The following is a 12,950-nucleotide window of genomic DNA, read 5'->3' on the forward strand; positions in this document are numbered from 1 at the left end:
AATGATGAACTCTGAATATCGTACACAGCTGCCGGGAACTTCACTGCTGCACTATGATACCCGTGCAGCAGTTGAAGCAATTGAACCGGGAGCCTATGACAAACTGCCATATACCTCGAAGGTATTGGCTGAAAACCTCGTGCGCCGGTGTGAGCCAGAACACTTACGCCAGTCGCTCGAGCAAATTATCTATCGCAAGCGTGAGCATGACTTCCCTTGGTTTCCGGCCCGGGTGGTGTGTCACGACATTTTAGGCCAGACCGCTTTGGTCGATTTGGCCGGCTTACGTGACGCCATCGCGGCCAAAGGCGGTGACCCTGCCAAAGTCAACCCTGTGGTGCCAACTCAGTTAATCGTGGACCACTCACTTGCGGTTGAACACGCTGGTTTTGAAAAAGATGCCTTTGAGAAAAACCGCGCGATTGAAGATCGTCGTAACGATGACCGTTTCCATTTTATTAACTGGACTAAAACGGCTTTTAAAAACGTCGATGTGATCCCGCCAGGCAACGGCATCATGCACCAGATCAACCTCGAGAAAATGTCACCTGTGGTGCAGGTGAAAGACGGGGTAGCCTTTGTCGATACCTGTGTCGGAACCGACAGCCATACCCCAATGGTTGATGCCTTAGGGGTTATTTCAGTGGGTGTAGGTGGTTTAGAAGCCGAGAGCGTGATGCTTGGTCGCGCATCTTACATGCGGCTACCTGATATCGTTGGGGTTGAGCTTACCGGTAAACTGCGCCCAGGCATTACCGGGACTGATTTGGTCTTGGCATTGACTGAATTCTTGCGCCGTGAACGTGTGGTAGGTGCTTATCTTGAGTTCTTCGGTGAAGGTGCAAATGCACTGACCGTGGGCGATCGCGCAACCATCTCAAACATGACACCTGAATACGGTGCGACTGCTGCCATGTTCTATATCGATGGCCAAACCATCGATTATCTCAAGCTTACGGGTCGTGATGATGACCAAGTTGAGCTCGTTGAAACCTTTGCTAAAGCCACTGGATTATGGGCTGATAGCATGGTGGATGCGGAATATGAGCGGGTGCTCAAGTTTGATTTGAGTCAAGTGGAGCGCAACTTAGCCGGACCATCAAATCCACATGCCTTGTTGCCAGCCAAAGATTTGGCCAGCCGGGGTATTGCTGGAGCATATGAGCAACAAGAAGGTTTGATGCCAGATGGTGCCTGTATCATCGCTGCGATTACCAGTTGTACCAACACCAGTAACCCACGCAATATGATTGCGGCAGGCTTGATTGCGCGCAATGCCAATAAACTTGGGCTAACGCGCAAGCCATGGGTGAAAACCTCACTGGCGCCGGGCTCAAAAACCGTCAAGATGTACCTTGAAGAAGCCAACTTACTGCCAGAGCTTGAGCAGCTTGGGTTTGGTGTAGTGGCCTTTGCATGTACTACCTGTAACGGAATGAGTGGCGCCTTGGATCCGAAGATCCAGCAAGAAATTATCGATCGTGACTTGTATGCGACTGCAGTGTTATCGGGTAACCGTAACTTCGATGGTCGGATTCACCCTTACGCGAAACAAGCTTTCTTGGCCTCACCGCCGCTAGTTGTCGCCTATGCGATTGCCGGTACGATTCGCTTCGATATCGAAAAAGATCCGCTTGGGTTTGATAGCGAAGGCAATCCGGTGACCTTGAAAGATATCTGGCCAAGTGATGAAGAAATCGATGCGATTGTAAAATCTGCTGTGAAGCCAGACCAATTCCGCAAGGTCTACGACCCGATGTTTAGCTTGAACGTCGATTATGGCGACAGCATCGATCCGCTCTATCAGTGGCGCGAGATGAGTACCTATATTCGCCGTCCACCTTATTGGGAAGGCGCTTTAGCGGCTGAACGAACCATGCAAGGGATGCGTCCATTGGCGGTACTTGGAGATAACATCACCACCGACCATTTATCGCCGTCAAATGCGATTATGGCGGACAGTGCTGCCGGTGAATACCTCGCTAAAATGGGCGTGCCAGAGGAAGATTTCAACTCGTATGCAACCCACCGCGGTGACCATTTAACGGCGCAGCGGGCAACCTTTGCTAACCCGAAACTGTTTAACGAAATGGTTACGGATGAGCAGGGCAATGTAGTGCAGGGCTCGCTTGCTCGGATTGAGCCAGAGGGCAAAGTGACGCGCATGTGGGAAGCGATTGAAACCTACATGGAGCGCAAGCAGCCATTGATCATTGTCGCAGGTGCGGATTATGGTCAGGGTTCATCCCGTGACTGGGCCGCAAAAGGTGTGCGCCTTGCCGGTGTTGAAGTAATTGTTGCCGAAGGATTCGAGCGCATTCACCGGACCAATTTGATTGGAATGGGCGTATTGCCACTTGAATTTGAGCCGGGCACAACGCGCAAGACTCTTGCGATTGACGGTACTGAAACCTTTGATGTCAAAGGTGAACCAGCACCAGGTGCTACTTTGACTCTAGTGATTCATCGCCACGCTGGTGAAACCCTTGAGGTACCGGTGAAATGTCGTCTCGATACGTATGAAGAAGTCTCAATTTACAGTGCCGGTGGCGTGTTGCAACGCTTCGCACAAGACTTCTTAGAAGCGTCTGAAACGGCTTAAGGAGTCGCTGTTATGCAACATGTTCCGCAAATTAAAGTCCCCGCCACCTATATGCGTGGCGGAACTTCAAAGGGCGTGTTTTTCAAATTGAGCGACTTACCGGCTGCGGCACAGCAGCCCGGTAGTGCGCGCGATAATTTATTATTGCGGGTGATCGGCAGCCCTGATCCATACGGTAAGCATACCGATGGTATGGGCGGAGCGACCTCGAGCACAAGTAAAACAGTGATTCTGTCCGCCAGTGAGCGACCCGATCATGATGTCGATTACTTGTTTGGCCAAGTCTCAATTGATAAGCCCTTTATTGATTGGAGCGGCAACTGCGGCAATTTAACGGCAGCAGTTGGTTCGTTTGCGATTAGTAATGGTCTGGTCGACCCAGCGCGCTTGCCTGAAAATGGTATTGCGACGGTTCGGATCTGGCAGGCGAATATCGAAAAAACCATCATTGCGCGGGTGCCGATGAGCAACGGCGAAGTGCAAGAAACGGGTGATTTTGAACTCGACGGGGTGACCTTTCCTGCTGCTGAAGTACAAGTTGAGTTTGTTGACCCAGCTGGCGACACGGGTAGCATGTTCCCGACCGGCAATGTCGTCGATACCTTGACTGTACCGGGCATTGGCGAATTTGAGGCGACCTTTATTAACGCAGGTATTCCAACCATTTTCTTATGGGCGGAAGCGCTTGGTTTTAATGGAACTGAGTTACAACCTGTGATTAATGAAAACCCTGAAACCCTTGCCATGTTCGAGACTATTCGGGCCTATGGCGCGGTGCAAATGGGGTTGATTGATTCAATCGAACAAGCGCAAAGCCGTCAACATACTCCGAAAATTGCCTTTGTTGGCCCTGCGCAGAGCTATGCTGCGTCAAGCGACAAAGAAGTCATGTCAAACGACATAGATTTAGTGGTTCGAGCACTCTCAATGGGCAAGCTTCACCATGCCATGATGGGCACCGCCGCGGTGGCTATTGCCGCAGCAGGGGTTGTTCCTGGGACTGTGGTGAACCAAGCTGCAGGTGGCGGTGAACGTAAGTTTATTCGCTTTGGACACCCTTCGGGAACACTCCGAGTGGGCGCTGAGGCAAGCCACAGCGCGCAAGGTTGGAGTGTCGATAAAGCCATTATGAGCCGCAGCGCGCGGGTCTTAATGGAAGGCTGGGTACGCGTCCCAGGCGACTGCTTCTAAGTTACTTTTCCTTGTAACTTTTGCCATTTTGGATCTAGGTGCTCGGCATTGCTGAGCACCTGATCTAATGCTTCAAATGCGTTCACGATATCCTCAAAGCCAAGATAAAGCGGGGTAAACCCAAGCCGCAAGTAACTCGGCGCACGAAAATCAGCGATCACGCCACGCGCAATCAAGGCTTGGCAGATCGCATACGCGTGTGGATGAGAGTACGACAACTGCGAGCCGCGTTCACTATGCTGAGTTGGTGTAAGCCGGGTAAATTCAGTTGCCCAGCGACTGTTTTCGAGGGCTTCAGCAAAAAAATCTGCAACAGCGAGTGCTTTTTGATGTAGCTGTTGCATATCAACCCCGGCAAACAAGTCGAGTGCCGCATCGACAGCGGTCATCGCCAAAATACTTGGGGTACCACTTAAAAATCGCTGGATCCCCTCAGCTGGAACGTAGTCCGGAGTGAATGCAAAGGGCTCGGCATGGCCCATCCAACCTTGCAAAGGTTGCTTAAGGTTTTGCTCAAGATGACGTTTGGCGCAATATAAAAATGCCGGCGCACCGGGTCCGCCATTTAAATATTTATAGGTACAGCCCACCGCAAAATCCACTTGCCAGCGTTCCAGTTCAACGGCGACGGAGCCGGCGCTATGGGCCAAATCAACAATCACTAAAATACCCAACTGATGGGCGTGCTGGCAGAGTTTTTCGATATCAAGGCGGCGGCCACTGCGAAAATTCACCTCAGTCACAAGCACAACGGCAATCTCTTCCGATAAGCTTGCAAGCAACTGCTCTTCTTCCACTAACTGTAACTGACAAGCATGCTGCCCTAGGAATTCACTGACACCTTGCACCATATATAAATCAGTGGGGAAGTTATCTTGCGTCGACAACACCACATTACGCGTAGGCTCAGTGCGGTGTTGTAATTCAAGGGCACTGGTAAGGACCTTAAATAAGTTGACCGAGATTGAATCACAGCAGAGCACTTGATCTGCTTGCGTCCCGAGTAAGTGTGCTAAGCGGGCGGCACTGCGTTGCGGGAGATCAATCCAGCTATGCTTGTTCCAGCTTTCGATTAAGTCTTCGCCCCATTGCTCAGCTAAAACCTGCTGCATCCGCTCCCGCACAGGATGGGCCAGGGGCCCAAGCGAGTTCCCATCGAGATAGACCTTGCCTGCGGGGATGGCAAACTGCGTGCGCAAATGCGCCAGCGGATCGGCGGCATCAAGTTCTTTGGCGCGTTGACGTAAGCTCATGAGTTAGCGATGTCCGAGTTGTTGTTCAAGTTGTTGAAGGGTTTGCAATAGCTGCTGCCAAGCCGGCGTTGCAGTGTGGACGAAATCAAAATGGTCGGCGTTTGCAACCCATTTTAGCTCGGCTGTCGGCAGCTTCATTTGCTCAGCTGGAATAATCCGGTCATTCTCACTGCCCAACAAATAAACTGGAACTGTGAAGTCTTTGCTGACGGGGTTGGCTGCCTGATAAGCCTCGGCGAGGCTTAGCGCATCGCCGCCGAAGAATTGTGCGGTCGAGGCTTGGCAGCTATTTTCACCTGCGCCATAGGCGACGACATCGGTGATCGCCGCAAGGCCAATGACCGCATCAGCGCTTGGTGTTGGCTCGGCAGCCGCTAATAAAGCCAAGTGGCCACCAGCGGAATGGCCCATAACGACCAAAGGTTGCGTACCGATTTTGGCGCGGATCTGCTGCAGTGCTTGGCGGATATCACGATCCGCCTCAGGCCATGCTTTTTGCTCGGCACTGCTGCGGCGATACTCAATGGACCAGGTCGGATAGCCCTGAGCGGCTAAAGCGCTGGTCGCTGCACGCGTATGGGCGATATCATAAGCATCGAGCCAGCAACCGCCGTGAATAAAGGCAATGTTGAGGTTTTTCGGGGGCTGAGTCGCCGGCCAATATTCGATAAATTGCGGGGCTAACTCACCATAGCGGAGCACCTCAGCTGAGCCTGTGATGTCTTGCTCTAACACGGCGCCGTAACTGACGCGCTCGGCTATTTCGGCATGAGCACTGGCACTGATAGCGCTGGCCAGCACGAACATTAAACTATAAATTTTTATTTTCATTAGGTTCCACAGAAAGTTTTGGTGACCCGTTCAGTGGGTGCCGCCGGTTGCATCAAATGGGCAAACTCAGGGCGCTCATCGAAGGGGTTTTGCAGCGCTTCTAAGAGCAACTGAAACGCTTCTAACTTGCCGGTTTCTAATACGTCTTGAATCACCTGTTCGATCAGGTGATTACGGGGAATATAGGCTGGGTTGGTCGCTTGTAGGCGTTGGCTTAGTTCTGTTGCGCTGAGGCCTTGTTGCGCAAGCTCCGCTTGCCAGCGACTATGCCACTGCGGCCAATTTTCAGCGGCGGCAAAAAATGGCTGACGACGGCTGTCGTCTGGGTCACTTAAATAACGAAACGCCAATGTAAAATCCAGCTCAGCGGCCTCAAGCAGCTCGAGAAAATCTTTGACCAAGGCGCGTGAGTTATCGCTGATTTGATACAGCCCCAGTTTTTGTGCAAACAATTGGTCGTAATAATGCTCATACATTTTCGGGAAGGCGTTTAACACCAGAGTGACCTGCTTAATGGCCGTATCAGTATCTGGGTCAATCAGCGCCAGCATGCTCTCGGCTAAGCGCGCCAAATTCCATTGACCAATCCCCGGCTGATTGCGATAGGCGTAGCGACCTTGCTTATCAATACTGCTGAACACGGCATCTGCTTGGTAGGCTTCAAGAAATGCACACGGACCATAGTCGATGGTCTCGCCAGACAAGGTCATATTGTCCGTATTCATGACCCCGTGAATAAACCCGTTTGCCATCCACTGAGCGATCAGTCGTGCTTGGCTATCGTTGATGGCTTCAAACAAATCAAGATAAGGCGCATCGGTTTCACGGCAATGCGGATAATGGCGTGTGATGACATAATCGGCAAAGCGCTGAAGAAGATCGTTGTCACCTTGCTGGGCAACGTATTGAAAGGTGCCCACCCTTAAGTGACTGCGCGCCACCCGGGTTAAAATTGCACCGGGGAGGGAGGTATCGCGAAACACCAATTCGCCACTGGCAACGGCTGCCAGTGCCCGCGTTGTCGGGACTCCAAGCGCATGCATGGCCTCGCTACAAAGATATTCACGCAGCACGGGGCCAATCGGTGAGCGGCCATCGCCGCCACGCGAGAAGGGCGTTTTGCCGGCTCCTTTGAGTTGCACGTCATAGGTCAGCCCATCGCGACCTTGCACTTCACTTAATAAAATCGCCCGACCATCGCCAAGGCGCGGCACAAAATGAGCAAATTGATGCCCAGCGTAGGCGCTAGCAGTGGGCGTTATCGCCTCATTTAGCTCAGTTCCTGATAGACAGGCTAACGCTTGCTCAGCATCGCGAAATAAAGCGCTTAAATCGAGTTGCTGCGCGAGTTGTTCGTTAAAGCTGATCCACTGTGGTGCGCGCGGTGGCGTTGGCGCACAATGCTCGACAAGGCTTGGGAACTGTGCTGCATACGACTGCATTAAAACCTTACCTCGCCGCTTAAAATACGTTCGTAGGTGGTTGGAGTCAGAGGCTGATAGCCTTTGGCCTTATCAATCAGCACAAAAATAGGCTCAGCCGCTGAGCTCAACTGAAAACCTTCTTGTTGCAACTCGGTCCGTTTGATTTTGAAGGTGGTGGTGCGCTCATGGGCTTCGCGCAGACGCACGAACAGCGGTACCGCATAATCCGGAAGCTTGGCTTTAAGCTGTTGGTAGAATTCACTCGGGTTAAACTTTTTACCCTGTTCAAGAATTACCGAAACCATTCCTGCGCGGCCCTCGGTGAACGGCACTTTAACCCCGTACACTACCGCTTCAATGACATCTTTTAAGCTTTGCACTTGCGCTTCAACCTCACCGGTTGCGACATTCTCAGACTTCCAGCGGTAGGTATCGCCCACTCGGTCGACAAAGGCGATATGACGAAAGCCCTGATCACAGACCAAATCGCCTGAGTTAAACCAACAGTCGCCTTGCTTAAAGACATTGTGCAGCAGCTTTTTCTCGGAGGCTTTGGCGTTGTTGGTATAGCCATCATAGGGTGCTTTTGCGCTGACTTCGGTGATTAGCAAACCCGTTTCGCCTTTTTTCACCCGTTGCAATAAGCCATTGTCATCAACAATCGGCTGTTCATTGATCGTGTCAAATTTCACAATGGCATAGCTCATTGGCGAGAAGCCAACGGTGCGCTTGAGGTTAAAGATATTCATAAAGCCGGCGTTGCCTTCGCTGGCTCCATAGATTTCAGCGATTTTGTCGATACCAAAGCGCTCCTGGAAGGCCTCCCAGATATCTGCCCGTAAACCATTGCCAAGAATCGACTTCACCTTGTGGCTACGCTCGCCTTGTTGTGGTGGCTGATTCAATAAATAGCGACACAACTCGCCAACATAAACAAAACTGGTGGCTTGATAGCGTTTAATATCGCTCCAAAAGCGGCTGGCACTGAAGCTTTTCGCCAGCGCAAGGCTGGCACCTGTTTGGATAATCGAGCTTATCGAAGCAGATAACCCGGTATTGTGATAAAGCGGCAGGGCACAGTATTGAATATCCGTCGATTTGAGTTGCAATGCCATACGCCCAAATGCCAGCCCAGCTTTGTACCACTTCAAGTGTGTTACCGCCGCCGCTTTCGGCAAGCCCGTAGTGCCAGAGGTGAACACGTAGTAGCAAATCGCACCGAGTTGAATTTGATCGGTTAGGGCAGGGTTGTCACTTGGGTACTGTGCGATATCCTCGGCAAAATCATCCCACAGGTGCAGCCCCAAGGCAGGGTTGAGCTCATCAGCAATAAAGTTAATGGCAAAGTGGCAGGCACTATCGCTCAAAATCAGCTTAGGTTGAATGGTGTTAAAGCTATGCAATAGCACCGCACCGGTTTGCTTGTGGTTGATTAGACCGGCAATCGCGCCAATTTTATTAATCGCAAACACACTGGCGATGAGCTCAGGGCTGTTTTCGAACATCACCGCAACACAATCGCCTTCGCTCACTCCACTGGCGCTTAGTTTATGGGCAATTTGATTCACCCACTGGTTAAACTCAGCGTAGCTATAGCGGACATCCTCGTATTGCAAAAAGAGTTTGTCAGGGCGCTTTTGCGCTTGCTGTTGCAAGTACCAACCGGTCGAGCCGATATCCTCATTGCGAGCGCCCATCAGTTTCTGCCGATACCAAACCAGCTGTGGCAATTTAGGCAGAAGTTTTAAACTAGCTTGAGTGAATTCCGCCAGGCTATGGCGAGTTTTTAGCGCAGTTGTCGTCATAATGTGTGGTCGAGTCTCGGATCACCAATTTGGGTTCAAATAACTGTTGCAATGGCGGCGTCTTCTGTTGATACACATGTTGTAAGATCCAGTGTGCTGCCATTTGCCCCATTGAAGCAATTGGATAATCAATAGTCGTTAATTTCGGATAAACATAATGGGAAAAATTAACATTATCGAATCCGATAATCGAGAGTTTCTCGGGAATATCGATGTCTTGGTCGTGCGCTTCAGCAATGACCCCTGCGGCCATTTCGTCGTTACCACAGACGACCGCTGAAAACGCAATAGCTTTTTGTTGCAGGGCAAGAAAGCCTTGGGTGCCGCCGGTTTCTTGGAAGTCCCCCTCATAAAACAGTTCAGGATTTGGCTCTATGCCTGCTTCACGCAGCGCATCACAGTGGCCAAGGTAGCGATCGCGCGCATCCGATTTCCATTGCGGACCGGCAATGTAGGCAATGTCTCGGTGGCCAAGTTGCAATAGGTAGTGCGCCGCAAGATACCCGCCTAAGCGGTTATTCAGAGTAATGCATTGCTTCTCAAGTGCCGGTACATCCCGGTTTAGAATGATCACCGGGCAGTCAGTTTGGTTAAGCTTGGCTAAATACTCATCGCTAACGGATTCAACATGCAGGATGAGAGCATCCACACGGCGGCTTTTCAAAAACTCGATGCTTTGCTGTTCGATCGCTTGGTCACTGTGGCTGGCCGCGAACACGACATGTTTGCCAACCGCGCGAAAGGCTTTTTCAATTTCGCTTAAGAGGGTGCCGTAGAAAGGACCATTTAACTCCGAGACCACCACACCGACGCTATTTGAGCGGTTTGAGGCCAATGATTGGGCCATAGTGTTGGGTTGGTAACCAAGCTCCCGCATAGCTTTTTCGACCCGTTCGCGGGTCGCTTCACGGACGGTCGCGGTATTGTTGATAACCCGCGATACGGTAGCGAGAGATACTCCGGCTAGTTTCGATACTTCATATATAGTGGCCATGTGAGCGTTTCTCGCAGTCGGACGAATAGAATTAAGCGGTTGATTCCCGTGCTAAAAATCGAGCAATTTGGGCTACACGCTGCTCTGTAAGAGTGTACCCGCGCATACTCACTGCGACAAGTATTGACGCAACGGCTGGGATCACAGTAAAGGCCACTAAAATTCCATGTTGCGCTTCTGCACTTTGTACTTGGTCCGCTTGGTAACCAACCCAAGCGAGCCACCAGCCAGCGAGGGCGCCACCGACGGCAATCCCTAGCTTAATAAAGAAAATAACCGCTGAGTAAATTAAGCCAGTATTGCGCTGGCCGGTGCGGTATTCACCGTAATCGACCACGTCAGCAATTTTCGCCCACAGTAAAGGCGTCGCCATTTGTAGCGCAAAGCCCCAGAGGAAATACACCACAAACGCAGCGATAAGTTGCCCTGAACCAATCCAGTAAGCAGCAATCGAGAGCAAGGCTGCAACTATTTGTAGAGCTTTATAGGCGGTGACCTTTTCGATGAATTGGGTGAGTTTAAAGGCAACGGCACAGCCTACAATATTGCCAATCATACCTAAGGTGATAAACCAGGTGACCAAGTCACCGCGGTCTAAGTAGTAGGTGACATAATAAATCGCCAGGGTGTTTTTCACCGCAATCGCAATCAACACGAAAAATGCGGCCAGCGCGAGTTGTTTAAAGGCCTGATTACGCCATAGTAAGTTTAAGCAAACGCGCAAACCTACTGACTTTTCGCTTGGCGCGGGGACGCGCTCACGGGTGCCGGCATAACATAAGATGAATAATAGCATGCCAAACGCGCTCATCGCTGCAATCGTGTACTGATAACCAAGGGCCCGGTCGCCTTGGCCAAAAAACTCAACCATCGGGAGGGTGAGCATAGTGACAATAAGTCCACCGAGCATACCAAGCACAAAGCGATAGGATTGAATGCTGACCCGCTGCTTTGGATCGCCGGTAAGCACGCCACCGAGGGCACAATATGGGATATTAATTGCGGTGTAGGCGAGCATTAGCAGGGCGTAGGTGATGTAGGCATAAATAAGTTTGCCGGTATCGCTAAAATCTGGAGTGGTGAATGCCAGGACGCTTAACCCCGCAAATGGCACTGCTAACCAGACTAAAAACGGCCGGAATTGCCCTTGTGGTGTTTTGACCTTATCGGCAAGCCAGCCCATTATTGGGTCAGTAATGGCATCCATCAGTCGGACCACAATAAACATGGTTCCCACGGCTGCGGGCGAGAGCCCGAAAATATCCGTATAAAAGAAAGCAAGGAACAACATCACGGTTTGGAAGATGATATTACTTGCGGTGTCGCCTAATCCGTATGCAATCTTTTCTCGGGCTGTAATCATCATATGCGCTACTCTAACTCTGATTATGGCGCGACTGTAATAGCTGTTGATACGCCAGTGCGCTTTGTTTCAACACCCGCTGTTGGGTCGTGAAATCGACATAAACCAGGCCAAACCGTTTGGTGTAGCCTTCCGCCCACTCAAAATTATCAAGCAAACTCCAGGCGAAATAACCATTAATTTTGACGCTATTGCGGGCCGCTTGATCAACCGCATTGAGGTGAGATTGAAAATAGCGAATTCGATCTAAGTCTGCAACTGTTCCAGAGCTCACTGCATCGGCAAAGGCTGCGCCGTTTTCGGTGATTAAAATTGGCGGCAGGTTGGCGAACTCTTGGTCAAGGCGCATTAGAATTTCGGTTAAACCTTGCGGATAAACCTCCCAGCCCATTGCTGTGAGTTCTGCATCAACCGGCGCTGGCAGCTCTTCGAACCAGCCCGACGGCGTCGCTTGGACGATATGGCGGGTATAGTAATTAATCCCGATAAAATCGAGTGGCTGCTGAATGATGGTCAGGTCACCCGGTTTAATCTCAGGGAGATTAGCGCGATTAAATTGTTCCATCACTTTGGGGTAATGCCCCGTCAGCAGCGGCTGCAGGTACCATAAGTTATGATATTCGTGCGCTTGCTGTGCAGCTTTTTCATCAAGTGGCGATGCTGAGGCAGCATGAAACGGACTGCAGTTCAGCACAATCCCATGCTGCGCTTTGGGCGCATGGGTACGCAAATGCGTCATTGCCAGACCATGCGCTAACAGTAGGTGGTGGGCAACTTGTCGCCCTTGTTTTTGACAGCTCTCGCCTGGCGCATGAATGCCCACTTCGTAACCGAGATAGGCACTACAAAACGGCTCGTTTAAGGTGGTGTAGCTATAAACCTTATCGCCAAGGGCTTTGGCGATCACTTCAGCGTAACTGGCAAAGGCATAGGCGGTTTGGCGATTTAACCAGCCACCTTGTGCCTGCAAGTAAGAGGGCAGGTCCCAATGATAAAGCGTGACAAAAGGCTTTATTCCAGCGTTATTGAGTTGTGCAACCAAGGCTTGATAAAACCCCAGGCCGTCTGGATTGACTGAGCCATCGGCACGAATCACCCGACCCCAGGCAATTGAAAATCGATAGGCATCGACCCCGAGCTGTTGCATTAGTTCGATATCTTCTTGCCAGCGCTCAACATGGGCACAAGCGACGATACCGTCACTGCCATCTTTAATGCGTCCCGGTTGCTGACAAAAGTCATCCCAAATAGATGATTCGCGGGTTTCAGCGCCGCCTTCGATTTGGAATGCTGAAGTGGCTACCCCGAAAATGAAATCAGCTTCACGCAGGCGGCTATCGGCCGGTAAGGCAAGGTGAGGCGTGTTTGCGCTGTTTAGTTTTATAACTTTATTAGTCGTCATCTCTTTTGACCCTAAGTTGCGCTCTCGATGATTGCTCTTTTATCGTTTTATGCTATAAATGAAAGCGCTTTCATTCAATCATAGG

Annotated in this window: 9 protein-coding genes; 2 read left to right on the plus strand and 7 right to left on the minus strand. The window is 51.0% G+C overall.

All coding sequences use genetic code 11. The features are described 5' to 3' along the window. Window positions 1-4: 4 nt before the first annotated feature. A complete protein-coding gene (gene acnD, locus CWI83_RS01470) occupies window positions 5-2,602 on the plus strand; it encodes a Fe/S-dependent 2-methylisocitrate dehydratase AcnD (RefSeq protein WP_126826003.1) in 2,598 nt (865 codons plus the stop codon). A 12-nt stretch (window positions 2,603-2,614) separates the two neighbouring features. Then, a complete protein-coding gene (prpF, locus tag CWI83_RS01475) occupies window positions 2,615-3,793 on the plus strand; it encodes a 2-methylaconitate cis-trans isomerase PrpF (protein WP_126824734.1) in 1,179 nt (392 codons plus the stop codon). Here the strand turns inward: prpF and kynU are convergent. From kynU to CWI83_RS01510, 7 genes are read right to left on the minus strand one after another with little or no spacing between them, the layout of a single operon-like run. Continuing rightward, on the minus strand, window positions 3,790-5,046 hold the full coding sequence (kynU, locus tag CWI83_RS01480) for a kynureninase (protein ID WP_126824737.1): 1,257 nt from the start codon (window positions 5,044-5,046) through the stop codon (window positions 3,790-3,792). The two genes, prpF and kynU, sit on opposite strands and share 4 nt — an antisense overlap. Before the next feature lie 3 nt (window positions 5,047-5,049). Then, window positions 5,050-5,877 carry an alpha/beta hydrolase gene (locus tag CWI83_RS01485; RefSeq protein WP_126824739.1) on the minus strand — a complete coding sequence of 276 codons (828 nt, stop codon included), beginning with the start codon at window positions 5,875-5,877 and terminating at the stop codon, window positions 5,050-5,052. Further along, window positions 5,877-7,319 (minus strand): protein adenylyltransferase SelO, encoded by a 1,443-nt coding sequence (locus CWI83_RS01490; RefSeq protein ID WP_126824742.1) that lies wholly within the window; start codon window positions 7,317-7,319, stop codon window positions 5,877-5,879. The genes CWI83_RS01485 and CWI83_RS01490 overlap by 1 nt, the downstream gene beginning before the upstream one ends. Further along, window positions 7,319-9,106, minus strand: coding sequence for a long-chain-acyl-CoA synthetase (locus tag CWI83_RS01495; RefSeq protein WP_126824745.1), 1,788 nt, complete (start codon window positions 9,104-9,106; stop codon window positions 7,319-7,321). Before CWI83_RS01495 ends, CWI83_RS01490 begins: the two co-directional genes overlap by 1 nt. Next, the gene (locus CWI83_RS01500) at window positions 9,075-10,100 is read right to left on the minus strand and encodes a LacI family DNA-binding transcriptional regulator (RefSeq protein ID WP_126824747.1); all 1,026 of its coding nucleotides are present in this window, start codon (window positions 10,098-10,100) and stop codon (window positions 9,075-9,077) included. Before CWI83_RS01500 ends, CWI83_RS01495 begins: the two co-directional genes overlap by 32 nt. Before the next feature lie 31 nt (window positions 10,101-10,131). Next, entirely contained in the window at window positions 10,132-11,463 is a 1,332-nt protein-coding gene (locus tag CWI83_RS01505; protein ID WP_126826006.1) for a glycoside-pentoside-hexuronide (GPH):cation symporter, read from the minus strand. A 13-nt stretch (window positions 11,464-11,476) separates the two neighbouring features. Continuing rightward, a complete protein-coding gene (locus CWI83_RS01510) occupies window positions 11,477-12,865 on the minus strand; it encodes a GH1 family beta-glucosidase (RefSeq protein ID WP_126824750.1) in 1,389 nt (462 codons plus the stop codon). Between the last annotated feature and the right edge of the window lie 85 nt (window positions 12,866-12,950).

Origin of the sequence: Pseudidiomarina taiwanensis (genome assembly GCF_003987435.1) — a bacterium.
Lineage (GTDB): Bacteria > Pseudomonadota > Gammaproteobacteria > Enterobacterales > Alteromonadaceae > Pseudidiomarina > Pseudidiomarina taiwanensis.

Bases quoted from the DNA above. Each gene is read 5' to 3' on its own strand.
- acnD (WP_126826003.1), top strand. From the start codon at position 5: ATGAACTCTGAATATCGTACACAGCTGCCGGGAACTTCACTGCTGCAC.
- CWI83_RS01510 (WP_126824750.1), bottom strand. From the start codon at position 12,865: ATGACGACTAATAAAGTTATAAAACTAAACAGCGCAAACACGCCTCAC.
- CWI83_RS01495 (WP_126824745.1), bottom strand. From the start codon at position 9,106: ATGACGACAACTGCGCTAAAAACTCGCCATAGCCTGGCGGAATTCACT.
- CWI83_RS01485 (WP_126824739.1), bottom strand. From the start codon at position 5,877: ATGAAAATAAAAATTTATAGTTTAATGTTCGTGCTGGCCAGCGCTATC.
- CWI83_RS01490 (WP_126824742.1), bottom strand. From the start codon at position 7,319: ATGCAGTCGTATGCAGCACAGTTCCCAAGCCTTGTCGAGCATTGTGCG.
- CWI83_RS01505 (WP_126826006.1), bottom strand. From the start codon at position 11,463: ATGATTACAGCCCGAGAAAAGATTGCATACGGATTAGGCGACACCGCA.
- prpF (WP_126824734.1), top strand. From the start codon at position 2,615: ATGCAACATGTTCCGCAAATTAAAGTCCCCGCCACCTATATGCGTGGC.
- kynU (WP_126824737.1), bottom strand. From the start codon at position 5,046: ATGAGCTTACGTCAACGCGCCAAAGAACTTGATGCCGCCGATCCGCTG.
- CWI83_RS01500 (WP_126824747.1), bottom strand. From the start codon at position 10,100: ATGGCCACTATATATGAAGTATCGAAACTAGCCGGAGTATCTCTCGCT.